Raw genomic sequence first — 20102 nt, 5'->3', positions numbered from 1 at the left:
GCTGACCTTTCTAGTTATTATTTTCTGCTGCCAGCAGCAGCGTATAAGTCTGCGAATTTTGAGCACTCAAGCGCGCGAGGTCTTCCCCGCTACGCAGCGCATTCGGCGGCGCGCTCATGGGCTCTACCGCAAGCGCCTTGCCTGGGCCTTGTTCCCGCGGGAAGTCGGCCGGGGTAAACATCTGCACCCAATTCAGGCCCTCGCCCATCTCCAGCCGCACGCCTTTTCCACCGGCTGTATATATGGCCGTCAGCGGCCCTTCACCGTGGAAGCAATCGTCCCAATCCACCTCGGCGATGGTTTGGTTGACAATGCGCACCTGCTCCGTCTTACCCGTGGGCAGGTTGCGCGCGTCTAGCACGTGGCGCTTGCCGACGTCCACGCTCAGCACCGCTTCCTCCGCCCCAGCTCCCTGAGGGGAGAGGTAGAGGTGGAGCCCATAGGCGAAAGGAACCTCGCCGGGGTCCGCGGTGCGGGCGGTGAGCTGGTGGTGCAATCCTTGCTCATCGAGAGCATAGGTAGCCTCCAGCTGAATGGCCCATGGCCAACCGTGCCGCGGCTCAATGTCAAAAGCGAGGATCACTCGGCTTTCTGTGCGTTCTTTTACCCGCCACCAGTCCACCGCGAAGCCGTGGATGGCGTTATTGCGCTCCGGCTCCGTAATTTCTAGCTGGTGGGCGCTCCCCTGCCATTCAAACCAGCCATCTTCGGTGCGATTGGGCCACGGCGCCAGCACCACCCCGGCCATGAGCGGTGGTTTACCGTCGTAGCTTTCCACCAAAGGCGCACCGCGATAGGTCAGCGCCTTGATTGCACCGCCGAACAGAGCAATCTCGGCCGCGTAATCGCCATGAGAAATGGCGACGCTGGGGTATTCAGCGTCAGAGCCAGCCGCTCCTCCACTGGTCATAACAAAGACCTTTCTGGCTATAACTTTCGTTGGATTTAGCCTAGGAGCACGGCAAAGCGCCGGTCAATCGTTTGCATAATAAGGAGCGTATATCTACCGTTTCACCAGCTCACCGCCATGGAGTTAACCTGCAGTTAACCTCTTTCGGGGGTTGAGGACACCTGGAAGGGACTCAACAGCCCCCCAACTAAGCAGCAGTGCTATCTACACACCCGCCGCCACGCTATTCGCGCTGCGGAGTGCGGGGTAGCTAGAACTTCACGCAGATAGTTACGCGGCATTAACCGCCACGGGGTGCGCGCGGGATGCACGCGCACAGCAATACCTAGGTGCCGGGCCCACAGCGTTGTGCGCAGGACATGAAAATCATTGGTCACCACCTGCAAAACGGCGTGCGGGGCCAAGCGGTGTGCATTTTCCAGGTTCTCATTGGTACTCGTGGCGTCTGGCTCCACCACTACTCGCTCAGCAGGTACGCCGCGCTCAATAAGATAAGTGGCCATCGGACCTGCCTCGCCGCGACCAGAGACAATAATCTGCTGGCCATGATAAAGGGCCAGCGCTTTATCCAGACGCGAACGCAACATAGCGCCGGGATAGCCGTGGGTTACGCGGGAACCCAACACGAGGAGCGGGTCAGACATGGATACCAGCATAGACTCGCCACACCTTGACAGAAAGATAGAAAAGGCCTTAGGTTTAACTCGAGCATGCAATCGATTGCACCCCGTAGGGCCAGACGATGGCTCATACGCCTTAAAACCCAAGGAGGTCAGCATGGCCGGAACCACCCTTAAAGACGTGGCCGCTGCTGCTGGAGTATCCATTTCTACCGCGTCCCGCTCACTCTCGGGCAACCCTGCTATCTCTGAATCCACGCGCCAACGTGTCAAGGACACGGCCATCAAGCTGAACTATAGGCCCAACGCCCAGGCCCGCGCCTTGCGTAGCTCCCGGTCGAATGCCATCGGTCTAGTCATCCCCAGCCTGGATAATGCCTATTTCGCCGCAATGGCGGCAGCCGTTGAAGAGGCCGCCGATAAACAGGGTCTAGCCACAATGATTACCAGTTGCGGCGAGGAACCACAGCGGCTAGTCAAGGCGCTCGATGCCCTCATGGAACGCCAGGTAGACGGCATTATCGCCGTGCCGCTCGAAGGCGCCGAAGAAGCACTCGAGCAGGCGCGCACCTACCGGCCACTGGTGCTCATTGACCGGACCCTGGGCCAGATTCCCGCAGTGCTATCAGATCCACACAAGGGAATCGAACAGGCCGTGGAACAGCTCAAGGAGAAGGGGCACACGCATATCGGCTACCTGTCCGGCCCGCAGGAAACCTCCACCGGCCGGCAGCGACTCGAAGCATTTAAGGCCGCCACGCGCGGGATGCCTACCCACATCCACCACGGCAGCTACCGCCACCGCGAAGGTTATAAGGGAGCCATCGCGCTCCTGCAGGAGGGCGTCACCGCGCTTATTGCCGGCGATTCCATGATGACTGCCGGCGCACTCGAGGCCTGCCATAATGCGGGCAAGCGCATCGGAGAAGAAATCGCACTTGTCGGCTTCGATGATTTTATCTACCTGCGCTTTCAGCCCTCTCCCATCTCGGTAGTGGACCAGGATGTTGCACGGATGGGCGAGACCGCCACGGCTAAGCTCATCGCGGCTATTAACGAAAAGCGCCAGCCAGAAGGCGAAGTGCTAGACACCCGCTACATCCCACGCATGTCCACCGCCCACCACCTCGATGAGGCCACGCCATGAGTGACCACGTATTGCGCTTAGAAAGCGTAACCAAATCCTTTGGCCAGGTAGAAGTCATTAAAGGCGTGGATCTCACCGTCCGCCGGGGTCAGGTCCAAGCCTTGCTGGGTGAAAACGGCGCCGGAAAATCCACGCTCATCAAGATGATTGCCGGTGTCCACCAACCAGATTCCGGCCGCATTGTGGTGGATGGCGCAGAGGTTAAAATCCCCGACACCAAGGCCTCCGAGGCGCTGGGCATCGCCACCATCCACCAAGAGCTCAACCTCGTTCCCACCATGTCGGTGGCCGAGAACATCATGCTCGGGCGCACCCCGCGCCGCTTCGGGTTGGTCAAGCACAAACACCTCAAGGCACAGGCCCAAGCCGCGCTGCATCTCATCGGCTTGGACGTGGACCTGGATATGCCGGTGGGTGAGCTCGGCGTCGCCAAGCAGCAGCTCGTAGAAATCGCCAAGGCGCTGTCCATGAACGCACGAATTCTTATCCTGGATGAGCCCACGGCCGCGCTCACCGGTAAGGAGGTCGATGCCCTCTTTGCCGTGCTTGAGGAGCTCAAGGCCAAGGGCGTGGCCATGATTTTTATCAGCCATCACTTGGAGGAACTAGCGCGAATTGCAGAGACCACTAGCGTGCTGCGCGATGGTTCTTTCATTGCCGAAGTCCCTGCCGATACGGACGAAGACGAGCTGGTCCGGCTCATGGTCGGCCGCGAGATTGAAAATCAATACCCGCGCAAGGTTCCCCCTGAACACGGCGAGGCCCTACTAGAAGTCTCCGAGCTGACTTCCGACGGCGCCTTTCACGACGTCACCTTCTCCGTCCATGCCGGCGAAGTCGTCGGCCTAGCCGGACTCGTGGGTGCTGGCCGTACCGAGCTCATTCGCGCCATCGCAGGCGCCGATCCTTACGATTCCGGCTCCATCCGCGTTGGCGGCACGCAGCTGCGCAGAGGCGATATACGTGCGGCCATCCGCGCCGGCGTGGGCCATATCCCGGAAGACCGCAAGTCCCAGGCGCTCGTCCTTGACGCCTCCGTGGGCGATAACCTGGGGTTTGCTACCCTCTACCCCACTGCCAAGGCAGGGCTTGCAGACCGCAGCGGCCAACGCCGCCGCGCCGGTGCGGTAGCGGAAAAACTGCGCATCCGCATGGCCGATCTCTCGCAGCCCATCCGGAACTTATCCGGTGGCAACCAACAAAAGGCCGTCTTCGGCCGCTGGGTGCTCGCCGGCTCCAAAGTCCTCCTGCTCGATGAGCCCACCCGCGGCGTCGACGTCGGCGCCAAGGTGGAGATCTATAACATTATTAATGAGGTCACCGCAGCCGGTGGCGCCGTGCTCATGGCCTCCTCCGATTTACCCGAGGTGCTCGGCATGTCCGATCGCATCCTCGTCATGTCCGGTGGTCAACTCGCCGGCCAACTCCCCAAGGACTCCACCCAAGACGAGGTCATGGCCTTCGCCGTATCCAATGTGACCTCCGCTACTTCCGCCGCTGCTGCCGCACCTGCCGGAACTGACCCCAAGGATGAAGCATGACCAAAAATAGAGTAGTTAACTGGGCCATGAATAATGGCGCTCTCGTTGGCCTCATTGCCCTGTGCATCGCGCTTTTTATCGCTACCCCGTACTTCCTTACCGTGGCGAACCTGCTCAATATCGGCATCCAGGCCGCCACGGTGGCGATCTTGGCCTTCGGAATGACCTTTGTCATCGTCACCGCTGGCATCGACCTTTCGGTGGGTTCGGTCGCCGCGCTCGGTGCCATGGTCTCGGCCTATATGTTCTCCACCGCTGGTCTACCTGGCTGGCTCACGTTGCTCATCGGCCTTATCGTAGGAGCGCTGGCCGGCGCCATCTGCGGCATGGCCACCGCGTGGGGCAAGATTCCGTCCTTCATCGCAACGCTGGCCATGATGTCCATCGCCCGCGGACTTACCCTGGTCATCTCCCAAGGCTCGCCCATTGAAACCGCCCCAGCCGTCAACGCCTTTGGCGGCGATATCGCGGGCTTTCCAGTTCCAATCATCATGATGGTCATCGCCGGGCTCATGTGCTGGTTCATCCTAGAGCGCACGGTACTCGGCCGTTCCATGTACGCCATCGGCGGCAACCTCGAGGCCGCCCGTCTCTCGGGCCTGCCGGTCAAGCGCATCCAGATCGCCGTCTTCGCACTCTCCGGTTTCTTTGCCGCCTGGGCCGGCATGGTCATGGCAGGCCGCCTCGAATCTGCGCAACCTCAGGCCGGCACCGGCTATGAATTGGATGCCATCGCGGCCGTCGTCATCGGCGGCGCCTCGCTCTCCGGCGGCCAGGGCAAGGCCACCGGCACGCTGGTCGGCGCAATCCTTTTGGCCGTTATCCGCAACGGTCTGAATCTGCTCAATGTCTCCTCGTTCTGGCAGCAGATCGTCATTGGTTTGGTCATTGCGCTGGCCGTCGGCTTCGACGTTATCCGTAATAAGACGGCCAGCTAAGGAGCACCCACCATGAAAAAGCTCATCGCCACCCTTCTCGTGCCTGCGCTTGCGCTTGGCCTTGCCTCCTGCAATCGTTCGGAAGAAGACCGCAACCGCATCACGCTAGCGCTGTCGACACAGACCAACCCCTTCTTCGTTGAGCTGCGCCACGGCGCACAAGATAAGGCCAAGGAGCTCGGTGTTCCGCTGGATATCCAGGACGCCTCCGATGACCCCGCCCAGCAGGTCAATCAATTAGGAAACGCCACCTCGATGGGAGCAAAGGTCGTCGTGGTTAACCCCACCGATTCCGATGCCGTCGCCCCGGCCGTGCGCGGCATCAAGGATGACGGCGTGCCGGTTATCGGCGTGGACCGCGACGTCAACGGCGTAGAACTGGATTCCATGGTGGCCTCCGATAACGTCGCCGGCGGCGCACAGGCGGCGGATACCCTCGCCCACTCCATCGGGGAAAATGGAGAAATACTTATCCTGCAGGGAACCGCCGGTACCTCCGCCTCGCGCGAGCGCGGCAAAGGCTTTGCAGAGCAGATTGCGAAGTACGGGGATATTCGGGTCGTCGGCAAGCAATCGGCGAATTTTGACCGTACGGAGGGCCTCAACGTCGCCACCAACCTGCTGCAAGCCAACCCCAATATCAAGGCGATCTTTGCCGAGAACGATGAAATGGCGCTCGGCGCGGTCGAAGCCTTGGGCTCGCGCGCCGGTACTGAGGTAAAAGTCGTGGCTTTTGACGGCACCTTTGATGGCCTCAAGGCAGTCAAAGATGGCAAGCTGGAAGCTACCATCGCCCAGCAGCCCGCAGAGCTTGGTGCCCGCGCCATCGAACAAGCCGCAGCGCTCCTGCACGGTGGCACGGCGGAGAAGAACGTCCCCGTCGAGGTCATCACCGTCACCCGCGACAATGTAGAGGATTTCCAATGAGCAAGCTAACCGTCGTCGGATCCATCAATGCCGATCTCATCGTCCACGCCGAGCGCCACCCGCAGCCCGGCGAGACCCTGCTGGGCTCCGGCGGCGAGATTTTAGCTGGAGGCAAGGGCGCCAATCAGGCAGTTGCGGCGGCGCAGCTGGGCGCCAACGTGGCTTTTGTGGGCGCGGTGGGCTCCGATCCTTATGCTGAGCCCGCCATGTACTATATGCGCACCTCCGGAATCGATCTGGGTGCTGTAGAGCAGGCCGATACCAATACGGGCCTCGCCGTCATTACCGTCTCGGCCGATGGCGAGAACACCATCGTCATCTCCCCCGGCGCCAATGCGCTTGTCGACGCCCCCTTTGTCACCGCCCGCGCCTCCACCATCGCCGATGCCGACGTGGTGCTCCTCCAAGGCGAGATCCCTGCCTCTGGTTTTCAGGCGGCAGTCGACGCTGCGCAAGGTCGCGTGGTGGTTAACCTCGCTCCGGTAGTCGAGGTCGACCGTGACTCGCTTCTGCAGGCCGATCCCCTGCTGGCCAACGAACACGAAGCGGGGCTCATCTTGGACCAGCTCGGCCTACCTGCAGACGGCGCCCCGCGCGAACTCGCCCACCGCCTGGTAGAGGCAGGCTTCCGTTCCGTCGTGCTGACCCTTGGCGCCCACGGCGCCCACGTTGCTACCCCGGATGGCGGCGCGGATATCCCCACCCCGCGCGTGACCGCCGTGGATACCACCGGCGCCGGCGATGCCTTCGCAGGTGCCTTTTGCGCCCAGCTCCTCGCTGGAGCCTCGCTTGTCGATGCCGCCACCTTCGCCGCCCGCGTCGGCGCCTTCGCCGCCACCGGTAACGGCGCGCAGCCCTCCTACCCCACGACCGCATCCACTTTGCCGGAGGTCACCAATGCGTAAGTCCGGTCTCCTTAATCCCGCGCTCGCCGGTGCCGTTGCGCGCCTTGGCCACACTGATACCTTTGTCATCGCTGATTGCGGCCTGCCCATTCCCCACGAGGTGCCGGTCATCGACCTCACTTTGATTTTTGGCATCCCCACCTTTGCCGATACGCTGGCCGCCCTCCTCGACGAAGTCGTAGTCGAAGCCGCCACCATCGCCGATTCCACCCCGACCGAGGTGCGTTCCTTGCTTCCCGCAGTACCCCTCACCGAGGTCTCCCATGACGACCTCAAACGCGAAGTTGCCCGCGCCTCCTTTGTCGTGCGCACCGGTTCCACCACGCCGTTTGCCAATGTCATCTTGCGCTCCGGCGTGCCCTTCTAGCGTTCGTCGACGTCACCGCGCAGAAGACAAGCACGTTTTGCCGAAACCTCCGCGGTTGTGGCTAAACGTGCTTGTTTTATTTACTTCTTTTCCTAAGAGCTACTCTCCCAGCAGCTTGTCGCGCAGGTTCTTATCCTTCTGCTCGACTTCCTCGGCCATCTGCTTTTGGTAGTCCACCATCTTGTCCTGTATAGCGGGGTCACCTGCCCCGAGAATGCGCGCAGCAAGCAGGCCGGCGTTTTTTGCACCGCCGATAGAAACGGTGGCGACCGGCACACCGCTAGGCATCTGCACGATGGAAAGAAGGGAATCGAGGCCATCGAGCTCCTTCAAAGCGCGCGGGATGCCGATGACTGGCAGCGGCGTGGCCGCTGCAACCATGCCGGGCAAGTGCGCGGCGCCACCGGCACAGGCGATAATCGCTTTCAGGCCGCGGGTATGGGCTTCTTTTGCGTATGCGAGCATCTTTTCTGGGGTGCGGTGAGCGCTGACCACGCCAACTTCGAAGGGGATGCCAAAGTCTGCGAGGACCTGGGCGGCGGGTTCAACGGTGGGCCAATCAGAATCAGAGCCCATGATGATGCCTACGTGTGGTTGCATGCTGTCCTTTCTATAAGCAGAGTTTTATGCCCATTCGGCGTGCACGAGAAAGTGCGCTGCCTTGCGGGCGATGGTCAGGGTCTCGTCGGTGTCCTCACCGGTAACGTTGACGTGGCCAATCTTGCGGCCGGGACGGTGATCCTTGCCGTAGAGGTGAATCTTGGCCTGCGGGTAACGCTTCATTACTTCACGAACGCGCTCCGGCATGGGCATGGCAGGATCTTCGTCGGTTCCCAAGACATTGGCCATGACGGTGACGGGGGCAAGCGCATCGACCGCACCTAGCGGGAGGTCGAGCACGGCGCGCAGGTGCTGCTCAAACTGGGAAGTAACACAGCCGTCCTGAGTCCAGTGACCGGTGTTATGCGGACGCATGGCCAGTTCATTGACGGAGATGTCCTCGCCCTCGGGGCCGTCAAAGGCAAAGAGTTCTACGGCGAGCACGCCGGTCACGCCCAAGGACTCGGCAATAGATAGTCCCAGCTCGGAAGCGCGCTGGGAAAGTTCCGGGGTAAGGCCGGGGGCGGGCGCGATGGCCTCGGCACAGATGCCGTTTTCCTGGCGGGATTGGGTAATCGGCCACACCTTGGCCTCACCGGAGGGGCGGCGGGCAACGAGGATGGAAAGCTCGCGGGTCAGGTCCACCTTTTCCTCAGCCATGAGAGGGGTACCGGCCTCGAGCAGCTCGGAAACCAGCTCAAAGCAATTATCGGCGGTGGGGAACCACACGCCCTTGCCGTCGTAGCCACCGCGGCGAGCCTTGAGGCAGACGCGACCATCGACGGCGTCGAAGAAGGCGCGGGCATCGGCCACCGAATCGATTGCAGCAAAGCGCGGCACGGGTGCTCCGAATGCGGCGAGCTTTTCGCGCATCTTTAGCTTGTCCTGCGCGTAAATGAGGGCGGTGGGCTGAGGTTGGACGTTAAATCCGGCGTCGATAAGCGCGGTGGAGTGTTCATTGGGCACGTGCTCGTGCTCGAAAGTGATGGCATCCGCGCCCTCGGCCACGCCGCGCAGCTCCTCCAGGGAGGTATAGTCCCCCAGCACCACGTCCGGGGTGACCTGCGCCGCGGAAGAATCCGGCTTGCTGGCTAGAATCCGCAGGTGAATATCGAGCTCCGCGGCGGCCGGCTGCATCATGCGGGCCAGCTGGCCGTCGCCACAAACAGTTACAATAGGCTTTAAGTCACTCACGTCCCCCAATACTAGCCTGGATACTATGTTCACTCGTCATACCATCTTCCAAAATTCACTCATGACCGCTTTGCTTGATGGCATTTATGACGGCGAAATGACCATTTCAGAGCTGCTAGGTAAGGGAAACTTCGGCTTGGGCACCTTCGATGGCCTCGACGGTGAGATGATCATTTTGGACGGCACCTGCTACCAACTGCGGGGCGATGGTTCCGCACAAATTGCAGATTTGGATCAGCGCACCCCCTATGCGGTAGCCACCAATTTTGTTCCTCGCATTACTGCCGACGCCCCCGCGGGCCTGCGCCGCGATCAGCTCTCCGCCTTTATCGATAGGCTCGAGCCTTCCGCCAACTACATGTATGCGGTGCGCATCGTGGGCACTTTTAAGGAGGTCACCACCCGCACGGTGGTCAAGCAGGAAAAGCCCTACCCACCGATGTCAGAGGCCGTCGGCGGAGATAAAGAGCTGCACTTTCAGAACGTCGAAGGAGTCATCGGCGGCTTCCGCACCCCCGTTTATGAAAAAGGAATTTCGGTGCCAGGCTGTCACGTGCACTTTATCGACGCCGCCCGCACCTCCGGTGGGCACGTTTTGGACTACGTAGTAGATAAGGCAACGGTTGAGCTTTGCCCCGCCTCTGATTTAGAGCTGCGCCTGCCGCTGACGCAGGAATTTAGCCGCGCCAACCTCTCGCCGGAGGACCTGGATAGCCAGCTGCACACCACTGAGGTTAAAACCAAGGGCGATCATTAATAATCTCAGCCACGCGCTTGGGCTTAGCCACATTAGGGAAATACATGGCGCGGTCCCAACCATGGATGGCTAGAGACACTCCGCCGCGTCGTTTTCGAGCACCGCGAATATCCTGCAGCGGAATCGAATCGATAGTGCGCCCCTCGCGCGCGATGACGCGCCTATTGGTCACTATGAAGCGCTTGCGACGGGCCTTATAAAGCGGGATGACAAAGCGCCAGATTCCCAACAGCGCCCACACCGCGACCAGTCCATTGCGCAGCATCGGGTCTACTGCTTGGACATCGCACCAACCGATGGCAATCCACAGTAGACCGGTAATGAGGATGAGCTCGAGAAAAGGGAAAATCAATGCGCGAAAAGGCGCGGAGACATCTGCGCGCTTGATCTCGCCTTGGCCCATCTTCATTAATCCCATAGCTATGGATGCTACCTCCCGTGTCTCTTGTGCGGTCTACTGCTGTGGGCGCAGATGCGTGACATCGCCCGCGGAATAGTACTCACCAGCGACCATGATGCGGCCGTCCTCGCCGATTTCATCCACGTGCCCAATAACATCGCCGGATGGAGTTTCTAGGCGCACCTGTTGTCCCAGTGAGGAACACACCGCACGGTAATCGCGCAGGAGCTGCGGATCGTGGTTCTCCCACTGCACAATACGACGGCGCAGGTTCTTCAGCACGTTAATGGCGAGCTCGGTGCGGTCGGTATCGCGGCCTTCGAGCGCGAGCGAGGTGGCCTTTTCAATCGGCAGGTCCTCGCGGGTCAAGGTGACATTGATGCCCATTCCTACGACAACGCGCGCGGAAGGTGCGGCACCGCCCACGGCTTTATTGAGCTCCGCCTTATTGACTTCGGTTTTATTTACTTCCGCCTTGTTGACCTCAGCCTTATTAAGTTCAGCCTTGCCCACTTCCACCTTGGTGAGCTCGGTCTTTGGCGCGGCTTTGAAAGCCTGGCCCACGGGTCCAGCCTCAGCGAGGATGCCGCACAGCTTATTGCCATCGATATGCACATCATTCGGCCACTTGAGCACGGTGCCCTCGATGGAATCGGTGACCGCCAAGCCCGCAGCCAGAGGTAGGGTGCCCAAGTGATCGAGAGATTCCGGCAGCAAAAGCACAGAGAAAATGACTTGCGAACCGGCCGGCGCGGTCCAAGAGCGGCCAAGACGTCCCTTGCCGGAAAGTTGTTCGTCGGCAAGCAGCACGGTGCCATCCGCAACGTTGGTGGCCTGCATCAAGTCGGTATTGGTGGAGCCGGTCTTTTCCACGAAATCGATGGTGGTGAAATCATCGGCCAATGCGGTGCGAATGCGTTCCAAATCAAGTGCAGTCATAAGCCTTAAGGATACCGGCCACCAATGGTGCTAGTGTGTTGCGCATGGCAAAGGTCACTTTTGAAAAGGTCAATATCACCTACCCTGGCGCGAGCGCGCCCACGGTAAAGGACTTGGACCTCGAAATCGCGGACGGCGAGTTTCTGGTGCTCGTTGGTCCTTCGGGCTGCGGTAAATCCACGACGCTGCGCGCACTGGCGGGATTAGAGCCGACATCGAGCGGCCGCATCACCATTGATGGCAAGGACGTGACCAACTTAGAGCCAGGCGATCGCGATATCGCCATGGTCTTCCAGAATTATGCGCTTTACCCACACCTGACAGTAGAACAAAACATGGGCTTTGCTTTGAAGCTGGCAAAGTTGCCCAAGGCCGACATCAAGTCCAAGGTACACGCAGCTGCGGAGACACTCGGTCTGACCGATTACCTCAAGCGCAAGCCCAAGGACCTTTCCGGTGGCCAGCGCCAGCGCGTGGCCATGGGCCGCGCCATTGTGCGCGAGCCGAAGGCCTTCCTCATGGATGAGCCACTATCCAACCTGGATGCCAAGCTGCGCGTTCAGACCCGCGCCGAGTTGGCCAGCCTGCAGCAGCGACTGGGTACGACGACGATATACGTCACCCACGACCAGGTAGAGGCGATGACCATGGGTGACCGTGTGGCGGTGCTCAAGGACGGCGAGCTGCAGCAAGTTGCCCCGCCGCGCGAGCTTTATGACGCCCCCGCAAACGAATTCGTCGCCGGTTTCATCGGATCGCCAGCCATGAATATCTTTGACTACAACGGCGGCCGCGTAGGTGTACGCCCAGAAAAGATGTTTATCAACAAGGGTCCAGTGGGTTTCCAGGGCGTGGTGGACATTGTGGAAGAGCTGGGCGCCGAGTCCTATGTCTACGTCACCGTGGGCGAAAACCGCTTTGTTGCTCGCGCCGAAGGTACCCCACCACAGCGCGGCGAAGATGTCGTACTGACATTCAACCCGCGCGAAGCACTCCGCTTTGACCCGGAAACGGGGCGCCGTATCTCACAGGACTAGCCCCGCGGAGGACACTGGGTCACAGTGCCGCGGGTACGTAGTCCAACCGCCCGCTGCCCCTTTACTACCCCCATTTAGAGTTAAATAGGTCAAAATTATCCACCTTCCGGTTTCCGTATTTTAGGTTTAAAGAACCGAAAGTTTTCCGAAAGGTGAATTCCATGAAGAGATTCCTGCTTCGCACCACCGTTGCGACTACTGCAGTTTTGGCTCTGGCCGGCTGCTCTTCGTCCTCCTCCGATTCCGCTGCGGGCGGTTCCTCCGAAGGCGGGGCGGATGCGCACGGCCCCATCACTTTTGCCATGGGCAAAAATGACACGGACAAGGTGACCCCCATCATCGAAAAGTGGAACGAGCAGCACCCAGACGAGAAGGTCACACTCAAGGAGCTGGCCGGCGAGGCTGACGCCCAGCGCGAGACCCTCGTGCAGTCCTTGCAGGCGGGCAGCGATGACTACGATGTCATGGCGCTGGACGTCGTGTGGACCGCGGAGTTCGCTGCCAACCAGTGGCTCCAGCCGCTCAATGGTGATTTTGAAACCAATACGAATGAGCTACTGCCAGCCACCGTAGAGTCCGCCACCTATAACGACGTCCTCTACGCGCTGCCGCAAAACACCAATGGTCAGCTGCTTTTCCGCAATACCAAGCTCGCGGATAAGGCTCCCGAGAAGTTCGCAGATCTCAAATCTGCATGTAAGGCGCTGGAAGAGGGCAAGAACTGCCTGACCACCCAGCTCAAGCAGTATGAAGGCCTTGCGCTCAATACCGCTGACTTCATGGAAGGCTGGGGCGGCTCTGTCTTGGATAAGGACGGCAATATCACCGTGGATTCCAAGGAAGCCAAAGACGGCCTTCAGGCCATGGTGGATGCGTACAAGGAGGAAACCATCTCCAAGGACTCCACCGCCGCCACCGAGGAAGAAACCAATATGGCCTTCACCGAAGGCAAGACCGCCTTCGCCGTGAACTGGCCATATATGTACTCCAATGCGGTTGATGCCGGCGTCGACGTCGAGGTCCAGGCCCCACTGGGCAAGGACGGCGTAGGCGTTTCCACGCTGGGTGGCTACAACAACGGTATCAATATCAACTCCAAGAATAAGGGCACTGCGCTCGACTTTATGAAGTTCATCATCAACGAGGACAACCAGAAGTCCTTCGCGGAGCAGTCCTTCCCACCGGTCTTGGCCTCCATCTACGATGACCCGCAGCTACAGCAGGAGTTCCCATACCTGCCGGCGCTCAAGGAGTCCTTGGAGAACGCGGCACCGCGCCCGGTTTCCCCGTTCTACTCGGCGATTTCTAAGGCCATCCAGGACAATGCCTACGCTGCATTGACGGATGACAAGTCGGTCGATGATGCCACCGCCGATATGAAGGCGGCCATCGAATCGGCTTCCCAGGGTTAAATTCCCAATCCGGGTGAGGTAGGCGGGCATACCGCCGCCTCACCCTTTGTGGTTTTCACTCCCCTATTGGGGATAGAATCTAGCCAATAGACAGCATTTCTTTAACAGAAAGGCGGACCAGCGTGGCTATAGCTTCGCCGACTGCGTCCAAGGGGACGCCGAAAGGGGCGTCGGCAAGAGCGTCGAAACCCCAGCGCAAAAATTACGGGCGCGTGGCCGGGCTGATTGCTCCGGCGCTCATCGTGCTCGCCGTCATCATCGGCTACCCCATCATCCGCGCCATCTTCCTGTCCTTCCAAGGCAATAGGCACCTCAACCCGCAGACGGGACTTTTTGAGGAAGGCGGTTTTGCCGGGCTGGAAAATTACCTGTACTGGATCAATAACCGATGCGTTTCCGGTACCGGCCAGATTTCCACCTGCCCACCGGGGGTTATCGCCACAGATTTCTGGCCCGCAGTCAAGATTACGCTCTTTTTCACCGTCGTTACCGTGCTGCTGGAGACCATCCTGGGTATGCTGATGGCTCTCATCATGAACGGTGAGTACCGCGGCCGCGGCCTAGTTCGTGCGGCGGTACTTATCCCCTGGGCCATTCCAACGGCCGTCACAGCCAAGCTATGGCAGTTCATGTTTGCCCCGGATGGCATCGTCAACTCGCTGCTTGGTGCACAGATCGCCTGGACCACGGACCCGTTCTATGCCCGCCTGGCCGTCATCATCGCGGATGTGTGGAAGACCGCCCCGTTTATGGCACTGCTTATCCTGGCGGGCCTGCAGATGATTCCCAAGGACGTCTACGATGCCGCACGCGTGGACGGCGCTAATCGTATCCAAACGTTTTTCCGCATCACCCTCCCGCTGGTGCGCCCGGCGCTCATGGTGGCCGTACTCTTCCGCACCCTGGACGCACTGCGCATGTATGACCTGCCGGTCATCATGATTTCTAGCTCCTCCAACTCCCCTACCGCGACCATCTCGCAGCTGGTGGTGGAGGATATGCGCCAAGGCAACTTCAATTCCGCCTCCGCGCTCTCCACCCTCATTTTCCTTCTTATCTTCGTCGTCGCCTTTATCCTCATTCGCTTCCTTGGTGCGGATGTCTCCGGCAGGAAGGCAGCTAAATAATGCGTAAATTCGGACACTTCGCCGGCATCATTTTCATCATGTTCTGGGGCCTCGCTCCCTTCTACTGGATGCTGGTAACCGCGCTGCGGGATCAGCGATTCACCTTTGATACCACGCCATGGCCTACCCATGTCACGCTGGATAATTTCCGCGATGCCTTGGCTACCGATAAGGGAAATGACTTCCTTGCCGCGCTCGGTAACTCGCTTCTCATCTCACTGATTACCACCGCGGTGGCCGTGCTCATCGGTGTCTTTACCGCCTATGCGCTCTCCCGTTATGACTTTCCTGGCAAGGGAATCGTGACCGGCATTATTCTGGCCGCCTCCATGTTCCCGGCGATTGCCTTGGTCACCCCGCTCTTCCAGCTCTTTGGCAACCTGGAGTGGATTGGTACCTACCGCGCAATGATCATCCCCAATATTTCCTTTGCGCTTCCTCTCACGGTCTATACGCTGCTGAGCTTCTTCCGCCAACTTCCCTGGGAACTGGAAGAAGCAGCCCGGGTAGATGGAGCCTCGCGTTCTCAAGCTTTCCGTTTGGTGCTATTGCCACTGGCGGCGCCAGCGCTGTTTACCACCGCGATCATCGCCTTTATCACCACGTGGAATGAGTTCATGCTGGCCAAGCAGCTCTCCACCACCGATACTGAGCCGGTAACCGTGGCCATTGCACGCTTCTCCGGCCCCTCCGCCTTTGAGTACCCCTATGCCGCGACCATGGCCGCTGGCGCGCTGGTTACCATCCCACTGGTCATCATGGTGCTTATCTTCCAGCACCGCATCGTCGCTGGCCTGACCGCAGGTGGTGTCAAGGCCTAATGCGCAGGGCCATGCTGTGGGATACCGCGCTGGGCTTCCTTGGTTTCTTCAGCATCCTCGCGGTTATTCAGGCCATCATCAACCTCTTTCACGACTCCCCCGCCATCTGGCCCGGTCTCGTGGCCGGAGTACTGTGCCTTCTTACCTACCTAACCTGGCGGGCCAAAAGAAAGGACCTTTCATGAGCTGGTACCACAATGCAGTCTTCTACCAGGCCCTCGTCGGCTCGTTTAAGGCCGATGGTGATAAGGAGGTAGGAACGCTGCGCGGGGTCATCGATAAGCTGGACTACCTTCAATGGCTCGGCGTGGACTGCCTGTGGCTTTCGCCGTTTTATGCCAGCCCCTTGCGCGATGATGGCTACGATATTGCGGACTACTACTCCATCCACCCAGATTATGGCACGATGGAGGATTTTGAAGAGCTCATTGCGGAGCTGCACCGCCGCGGCATGCGCATTATGACGGACTTGGCGCTCAACCACACCAGCTCCGATCACCCATGGTTCCAGGCCTCCCGCACGGATCCCACAGGCCCCTATGGCGATTTCTACGTCTGGGGCGATGACCCGGAGCGCTACCCCGAAATCCGCGTCATTTTCACTGACGTGGAGACTTCCAACTGGACTTGGGATGACAAGCGCGGCCAGTACTACTTCCACCGCTTTTATTCCCACCAGCCGGATTTGAACTACGATAACCCGGCCGTGCAGGAGGAAGTAATTTTGTCTTTCTGGATGGACAAGGGCTTGGACGGTCTGCGCCTCGATGCTATTGCTTATCTCTTTGAACGCGATGGTATAGGCGGCGAATCCTTGCCGGAGACCATCGAGTTTGTGGAAAAGATTCGCTCCTTCATGGACGCGCACTACCCGGATGCCGTGCTCATCGCGGAGGCCAACCAGCCGCCGGCCGAAACCATGCAATTCTACGGCCAGGGCGAGCGCTTCCACATGGTCTTCAACTTCCCGGTCATGCCGCGGTTGTATCAGGCTTTGGCGCTTGGCGACGCCACCCCGGTCTACTCCATCCTCGACGAACTGCCTTCCCTACCGGAAGGCTGCCAGTGGGGCACCTTCTTGCGCAACCACGATGAGCTCACCTTGGAAATGGTGGACGATACCGTGCGAGATCTGATGTACCAGGCGTACCTGCCAGAAGACAGTATGCGCGCGCACGTGGGTATTGCCCGCAGGCTTATGCCGCTGATGAACGGCGACCGCCGCAAGGTGGAGCTGATGTTCTCCCTATTGATGACCCTGCCGGGCGCACCGTTTATCTACTACGGCGATGAGATTGGCATGCTCGATGACACCTCGCTGCCGGACCGCTATGCGGTGCGCACCCCAATGCAGTGGGACGATTCCGAACACTCCGGTTTCAGCATCAACGCACCATCCCGGCTGCCGGTTGTAGGCGGAACGTCTGTGGCCGCCCAGATTGAAGACGCCGCCTCGTTGCTCAATACTGTGCGCTCCATGATCGCCGAGCGCCATGCCCACTCTGATCTCGGTACCGCGCCGTGTGAGCCGGTTGAGACCGGCGAAGAGGCCGTCCTTGGTTACCAACGCGGCGATCTGCTGTGCCTGCACAATTTCAGCGATCGCTCCATCGATCTCGGACCGGTGGAGCTTGGCCCTTATGGCTACGCTTGGCTACCTGCCTAACCCCTGTCCTCTCGACTCAAGCTTCCGAAAGCGCCTAGCCGAAAGAAAAGCGCCTCGCCAGTCCTTTCAGATTGGCGAGGCGCTTCCTTAATGGGGTGGATTAGTTCCACTCAGGGGCGTCTTCCAAGCGCAGCTCAGAGTAGCGCGCTTCTGGCACGGAGGCCGAGTACGGCTTGCCCTGGGCTTCCCACTGCTGGTCAGAGTTGCAACGAACGTCCTGACCGTCAGTATCGAGCATGGTAAAGCCCCACACCAGCTTGCCCTGCGAATTCGCTGGCAGGGTGTACGGACCAACCACCTGGTTTAGCTTCCAGTGCTGCTCACTGACGTAGTTGAAGCCATAGGTCTTGGTCAACACCTTGGCCAGATCACCGGTACCCTCAACGGAGCCGGAGACCTCGATGGTCTGGGTGCGGGCCTTGGTGACGGTGTGCTTGACCGGCACTTCTTCGTCGTTGCGGTTGGCCACGCTGGTGGCATCAGTCTGTTTGAACCAGCGGCGCTTTGCGGTGACGTAGGTGCCGTTTTCACCCGGTGTCGAGCAATGCGTGCCCGGTTTATAATCGTCGTTCCAGCGCTGGGGCAGCTCGAAGTCCCCACCGAAATCAGCGGCGTGGGCAACAGGAGCGGCCACCAGGCTCAGCGCCGCAAGGGCGCTGGCGATGGACGTCTTGCTCATGTTTAGCCCCAATCGTTGTTATCGCGAGTGGAAACCTCGACGTGGCGTTCCTTCGGCAGAGAAGCCGTGAAGGTGCCGCCATTAGCCTGCCACTTGTGGTCGGAGCCACACACGGTCTTCTGACCTTCGAAATCAGAAACAACCCAACCGGCGCGCAGCACGGCAGTCTTGCCCGGAGCAATGTTGTACGGACCAACCTGCTCGCCTACCTCGTAGGACTGGCTATCGGTGTAGCTGGAAGAGAAGGTGAAATTAATGAGATCCAACAGCTTGAAATCGACGCCAGCAGACACGTTCCAAGTCTTTGTCTTGGTCTCCTTGATAGAACGGGTGACAGGCAATGGCTCATCGTTGTAGTTGGACACAGTCCAGGAACCGGCGGAGCCATCAAAATAGGTGCGCTTGATCTTTACGGTCTGGCCGGTGTCACCTGGGTTGGAGCAGCGCTCGCCGATGGTGGTCGGGTTAGCTGGGCCTAGGTCGCGCTGTGGTAGGGCGTTAGCGGCCGGAGCGAAGATCAGGCCGGAGGCAACGGCGAGAGCCGCGGTGGTAGAAGCAATCTTGGATTTGAACATGGAACTTTCTCCTTGTGTAGGTGTGGTGGGGTTTAGTAGATGGTCTGGGTCGGAACCGGCAGGTCGCGGAATTCGTCCGGAGTGACGTCCTCAGTACGGGTATTGCCGGCCTTATCGGTGATCTTGGCCTCTGCCCAGAACCCACTCGGGGCGGAGGTCTGCTTGTAGTTAGAGGTGAGGTCGTAGTTTCCGCTCTTGCCGCAGTGAATCTCGCGGTAGTTGATGCGGGTCATGGTGGTGCCATACTCCACGCGCACGCGCTCGCCTGGCTTGAGGTCAACGTGCTTGAGCTCGGTGCCGACCGGCATGTAGGCGCGCTTTACGGCACCGACGGACTCAAGCCAGCCCTTCGGAATATCGCCGCGGTTGCCCTGCCAGTTGGTGTACGGGGCGTGCTCGGCGCCAACAACGAAGTCAGTCACCGGGGCGAATTCATAATCGCCCTTAGACCAGTTGAGGAAGTCGGTGGAGTAGCCGGCCTTGCGGTAGGTCGGCTTTACAGCGGTGATGTCCAGCGGGTACCAGGAGGTATCGCCAGCTTCACACTTATCGCCTTCCTTTGGCCAGGATGGATCGCGCTGCAGTTCCGCGGCCGGCTGCATGATCTCATCCTTTTTAGGATCGGCAATCTTTTCTAGGCTCGGGCCGGATACGGAGGTGTAGTTACCCTCGATCGGCTTGGAGTTTGCCCCCGGAGAGCGGGAAGGAATTTCCATGGCCAGATCGGACACGGAGCCATCTGCCTTAATGATGTAGGCAAAGGCGTAACGCTCGGCCGGGCCCTTACCGCGGATGACGTTGGCACCCGGGATGTTTTCCAGGCGGTCATCATTGCAGCCCACGAACATGGAGATGAAGTCCTTTTCGATGACCCCGTACTCGACGCGGAAGGACTCACCCGGCTTCAGCTTCACTGGGCCGAAAGTTTCTTTATCGCGCCAACCATTGGTCATCTTCAGACCAATATCGGACTTGGCGGTGGTGTCCCAACCAGAAGGCAGCTTGGCCTTAGAATTGGCATCAATCTCGTGATTGGTACCGGTTTCTACCTCGGCGGTGTAGGGCACTTCTTGATTGGTGGTGTTTTTGAACTGCAGGGTGCCATCGCTCATGTAGCGGCGGCCGGTTTCTGCAAAGCGCCATTCGCGCTCGACATTGTCGCCAGCGGCACTGCAGCTCTTATAGAGGTTGGAAATGGGATATGCCTGCGGCATCGGGGGAATATCTCCCGCGTGCGCCACTGGCGTGAAGAGAGTCGCTACGGCGAGCGGTGCGAGCAAGCGCAGTCCCTTTTTAATCACCAGAAGACCGTCCTTAATAGATCGTTAAAAAACAGGGGAAACATTCATGAAGACTCAGATAATAATAAGGGATTACAAGACTCACATCAATAGTTGAATGAAAACTTTTCTAATCTTTTTACCTCCCTTGAGGTGCAACAATTAGCGCTCACCTGCCCAGCGCCCTAAAATGTTTACACTGGTCACCACCCCCACAATAGGGTAAGCGAGCGGGGTGCCATTCAAGGAATTCCCAGGTT

General features: G+C 59.5%; 21 protein-coding genes. 12 read left to right on the top strand and 9 right to left on the bottom strand.

What is annotated here, in order from left to right:
• Window positions 1–10: 10 nt before the first annotated feature.
• On the bottom strand, window positions 11–910 hold the full coding sequence (locus WMQ00_RS00980; RefSeq protein ID WP_200288144.1) for an aldose 1-epimerase family protein: 900 nt from the start codon (window positions 908–910) through the stop codon (window positions 11–13).
• A 200-nt stretch (window positions 911–1110) separates the two neighbouring features.
• Entirely contained in the window at window positions 1111–1554 is a 444-nt protein-coding gene (locus tag WMQ00_RS00975; RefSeq protein WP_198010445.1) for a YdcF family protein, read from the bottom strand.
• A gap of 133 nt (window positions 1555–1687) precedes the next feature.
• Between WMQ00_RS00975 and WMQ00_RS00970 the strand changes: the two genes are divergently transcribed.
• The 6 genes from WMQ00_RS00970 to rbsD are packed head-to-tail and all read left to right on the top strand — an operon-like array spanning window position 1688 to window position 7355.
• The gene (locus WMQ00_RS00970; RefSeq protein WP_200288146.1) at window positions 1688–2677 is read left to right on the top strand and encodes a LacI family DNA-binding transcriptional regulator; all 990 of its coding nucleotides are present in this window, start codon (window positions 1688–1690) and stop codon (window positions 2675–2677) included.
• A complete protein-coding gene (locus tag WMQ00_RS00965; protein ID WP_248099731.1) occupies window positions 2674–4218 on the top strand; it encodes a sugar ABC transporter ATP-binding protein in 1545 nt (514 codons plus the stop codon). Before WMQ00_RS00970 ends, WMQ00_RS00965 begins: the two co-directional genes overlap by 4 nt.
• The gene (locus WMQ00_RS00960) at window positions 4215–5156 is read left to right on the top strand and encodes an ABC transporter permease (protein ID WP_023027820.1); all 942 of its coding nucleotides are present in this window, start codon (window positions 4215–4217) and stop codon (window positions 5154–5156) included. The genes WMQ00_RS00965 and WMQ00_RS00960 overlap by 4 nt, the downstream gene beginning before the upstream one ends.
• Before the next feature lie 12 nt (window positions 5157–5168).
• Window positions 5169–6083 carry a substrate-binding domain-containing protein gene (locus WMQ00_RS00955; RefSeq protein WP_340440582.1) on the top strand — a complete coding sequence of 305 codons (915 nt, stop codon included), beginning with the start codon at window positions 5169–5171 and terminating at the stop codon, window positions 6081–6083.
• On the top strand, window positions 6080–6988 hold the full coding sequence (locus WMQ00_RS00950; protein ID WP_023020715.1) for a ribokinase: 909 nt from the start codon (window positions 6080–6082) through the stop codon (window positions 6986–6988). The genes WMQ00_RS00955 and WMQ00_RS00950 overlap by 4 nt, the downstream gene beginning before the upstream one ends.
• Window positions 6981–7355 carry a D-ribose pyranase gene (rbsD, locus tag WMQ00_RS00945; protein ID WP_023020714.1) on the top strand — a complete coding sequence of 125 codons (375 nt, stop codon included), beginning with the start codon at window positions 6981–6983 and terminating at the stop codon, window positions 7353–7355. Before WMQ00_RS00950 ends, rbsD begins: the two co-directional genes overlap by 8 nt.
• A gap of 99 nt (window positions 7356–7454) precedes the next feature.
• On the opposite strand, the gene purE is transcribed toward rbsD, so the two are convergent.
• Complete coding sequence (gene purE / locus WMQ00_RS00940) at window positions 7455–7955, bottom strand: 5-(carboxyamino)imidazole ribonucleotide mutase (RefSeq protein ID WP_023027818.1); 501 nt, start codon at window positions 7953–7955, stop codon at window positions 7455–7457.
• 24 nt (window positions 7956–7979) lie between these two features.
• Window positions 7980–9095, bottom strand: coding sequence for a 5-(carboxyamino)imidazole ribonucleotide synthase (locus WMQ00_RS00935; RefSeq protein ID WP_340440598.1), 1116 nt, complete (start codon window positions 9093–9095; stop codon window positions 7980–7982).
• Window positions 9096–9174: 79 nt separating this feature from the next.
• Between WMQ00_RS00935 and budA the strand changes: the two genes are divergently transcribed.
• Window positions 9175–9906 carry an acetolactate decarboxylase gene (gene budA, locus WMQ00_RS00930; protein WP_023020711.1) on the top strand — a complete coding sequence of 244 codons (732 nt, stop codon included), beginning with the start codon at window positions 9175–9177 and terminating at the stop codon, window positions 9904–9906.
• Here the strand turns inward: budA and WMQ00_RS00925 are convergent.
• Both WMQ00_RS00925 and WMQ00_RS00920 read right to left on the bottom strand, forming a co-directional pair.
• On the bottom strand, window positions 9884–10324 hold the full coding sequence (locus WMQ00_RS00925; protein ID WP_023020710.1) for a hypothetical protein: 441 nt from the start codon (window positions 10322–10324) through the stop codon (window positions 9884–9886). The genes budA and WMQ00_RS00925 overlap by 23 nt on opposite strands.
• A 36-nt stretch (window positions 10325–10360) precedes the next feature.
• Entirely contained in the window at window positions 10361–11245 is an 885-nt protein-coding gene (locus tag WMQ00_RS00920) for a biotin--[acetyl-CoA-carboxylase] ligase (RefSeq protein ID WP_023020709.1), read from the bottom strand.
• Between the two features lie 44 nt (window positions 11246–11289).
• On the opposite strand from WMQ00_RS00920, the gene WMQ00_RS00915 reads away from it, so the two are divergent.
• From WMQ00_RS00915 to WMQ00_RS00895, 5 genes are all read left to right on the top strand, one after another.
• Window positions 11290–12282 (top strand): ABC transporter ATP-binding protein, encoded by a 993-nt coding sequence (locus WMQ00_RS00915; protein ID WP_259824939.1) that lies wholly within the window; start codon window positions 11290–11292, stop codon window positions 12280–12282.
• A 161-nt stretch (window positions 12283–12443) separates the two neighbouring features.
• Window positions 12444–13694: an ABC transporter substrate-binding protein gene (locus tag WMQ00_RS00910; protein ID WP_340440581.1), complete on the top strand. Its 1251-nt coding sequence runs from the start codon at window positions 12444–12446 to the stop codon at window positions 13692–13694.
• Window positions 13695–13816: 122 nt separating this feature from the next.
• Window positions 13817–14821, top strand: a complete 1005-nt coding sequence (locus WMQ00_RS00905) for a carbohydrate ABC transporter permease (protein WP_445293056.1) — start codon at window positions 13817–13819, stop codon at window positions 14819–14821.
• The gene (locus WMQ00_RS00900; protein WP_023020705.1) at window positions 14821–15642 is read left to right on the top strand and encodes a carbohydrate ABC transporter permease; all 822 of its coding nucleotides are present in this window, start codon (window positions 14821–14823) and stop codon (window positions 15640–15642) included. The genes WMQ00_RS00905 and WMQ00_RS00900 overlap by 1 nt, the downstream gene beginning before the upstream one ends.
• Window positions 15643–15823: 181 nt before the next feature.
• Window positions 15824–17308, top strand: a complete 1485-nt coding sequence (locus tag WMQ00_RS00895; RefSeq protein ID WP_340440580.1) for an alpha-amylase family protein — start codon at window positions 15824–15826, stop codon at window positions 17306–17308.
• A 100-nt stretch (window positions 17309–17408) separates the two neighbouring features.
• On the opposite strand, the gene WMQ00_RS00890 is transcribed toward WMQ00_RS00895, so the two are convergent.
• Genes WMQ00_RS00890 through WMQ00_RS00880 form a run of 3 tightly spaced genes read right to left on the bottom strand, consistent with a single transcriptional unit; the run spans window position 17409 to window position 19863 of the window.
• Window positions 17409–17987: a hypothetical protein gene (locus WMQ00_RS00890; RefSeq protein ID WP_023020702.1), complete on the bottom strand. Its 579-nt coding sequence runs from the start codon at window positions 17985–17987 to the stop codon at window positions 17409–17411.
• Between the two features lie 2 nt (window positions 17988–17989).
• Window positions 17990–18562, bottom strand: coding sequence for a hypothetical protein (locus WMQ00_RS00885; protein ID WP_049383651.1), 573 nt, complete (start codon window positions 18560–18562; stop codon window positions 17990–17992).
• A gap of 32 nt (window positions 18563–18594) precedes the next feature.
• Window positions 18595–19863, bottom strand: a complete 1269-nt coding sequence (locus tag WMQ00_RS00880) for a hypothetical protein (protein WP_023020700.1) — start codon at window positions 19861–19863, stop codon at window positions 18595–18597.
• Between the last annotated feature and the right edge of the window lie 239 nt (window positions 19864–20102).

The sequence above is a fragment of the Corynebacterium sp. KPL2825 genome (genome assembly GCF_037908445.1).
Classification (GTDB): Bacteria; Actinomycetota; Actinomycetes; order Mycobacteriales; family Mycobacteriaceae; genus Corynebacterium; species Corynebacterium kefirresidentii.
This window is presented reverse-complemented; position numbering and strand designations above follow the sequence as displayed.

What these genes read in the sequence shown, in the direction of transcription:
- WMQ00_RS00900 (WP_023020705.1), top strand. Translation starts at nt 14,821, where the DNA reads ATGCGTAAATTCGGACACTTCGCCGGCATCATTTTCATCATGTTCTGG.
- WMQ00_RS00980 (WP_200288144.1), bottom strand. Translation starts at nt 910, where the DNA reads ATGACCAGTGGAGGAGCGGCTGGCTCTGACGCTGAATACCCCAGCGTC.
- rbsD (WP_023020714.1), top strand. Translation starts at nt 6,981, where the DNA reads ATGCGTAAGTCCGGTCTCCTTAATCCCGCGCTCGCCGGTGCCGTTGCG.
- WMQ00_RS00955 (WP_340440582.1), top strand. Translation starts at nt 5,169, where the DNA reads ATGAAAAAGCTCATCGCCACCCTTCTCGTGCCTGCGCTTGCGCTTGGC.
- purE (WP_023027818.1), bottom strand. Translation starts at nt 7,955, where the DNA reads ATGCAACCACACGTAGGCATCATCATGGGCTCTGATTCTGATTGGCCC.
- WMQ00_RS00885 (WP_049383651.1), bottom strand. Translation starts at nt 18,562, where the DNA reads ATGTTCAAATCCAAGATTGCTTCTACCACCGCGGCTCTCGCCGTTGCC.
- WMQ00_RS00915 (WP_259824939.1), top strand. Translation starts at nt 11,290, where the DNA reads ATGGCAAAGGTCACTTTTGAAAAGGTCAATATCACCTACCCTGGCGCG.
- WMQ00_RS00935 (WP_340440598.1), bottom strand. Translation starts at nt 9,095, where the DNA reads ATGATGCAGCCGGCCGCCGCGGAGCTCGATATTCACCTGCGGATTCTA.
- WMQ00_RS00970 (WP_200288146.1), top strand. Translation starts at nt 1,688, where the DNA reads ATGGCCGGAACCACCCTTAAAGACGTGGCCGCTGCTGCTGGAGTATCC.
- WMQ00_RS00965 (WP_248099731.1), top strand. Translation starts at nt 2,674, where the DNA reads ATGAGTGACCACGTATTGCGCTTAGAAAGCGTAACCAAATCCTTTGGC.
- WMQ00_RS00950 (WP_023020715.1), top strand. Translation starts at nt 6,080, where the DNA reads ATGAGCAAGCTAACCGTCGTCGGATCCATCAATGCCGATCTCATCGTC.
- WMQ00_RS00890 (WP_023020702.1), bottom strand. Translation starts at nt 17,987, where the DNA reads ATGAGCAAGACGTCCATCGCCAGCGCCCTTGCGGCGCTGAGCCTGGTG.
- WMQ00_RS00925 (WP_023020710.1), bottom strand. Translation starts at nt 10,324, where the DNA reads ATGGGATTAATGAAGATGGGCCAAGGCGAGATCAAGCGCGCAGATGTC.
- WMQ00_RS00910 (WP_340440581.1), top strand. Translation starts at nt 12,444, where the DNA reads ATGAAGAGATTCCTGCTTCGCACCACCGTTGCGACTACTGCAGTTTTG.
- WMQ00_RS00975 (WP_198010445.1), bottom strand. Translation starts at nt 1,554, where the DNA reads ATGTCTGACCCGCTCCTCGTGTTGGGTTCCCGCGTAACCCACGGCTAT.
- WMQ00_RS00960 (WP_023027820.1), top strand. Translation starts at nt 4,215, where the DNA reads ATGACCAAAAATAGAGTAGTTAACTGGGCCATGAATAATGGCGCTCTC.
- budA (WP_023020711.1), top strand. Translation starts at nt 9,175, where the DNA reads ATGTTCACTCGTCATACCATCTTCCAAAATTCACTCATGACCGCTTTG.
- WMQ00_RS00895 (WP_340440580.1), top strand. Translation starts at nt 15,824, where the DNA reads ATGAGCTGGTACCACAATGCAGTCTTCTACCAGGCCCTCGTCGGCTCG.
- WMQ00_RS00920 (WP_023020709.1), bottom strand. Translation starts at nt 11,245, where the DNA reads ATGACTGCACTTGATTTGGAACGCATTCGCACCGCATTGGCCGATGAT.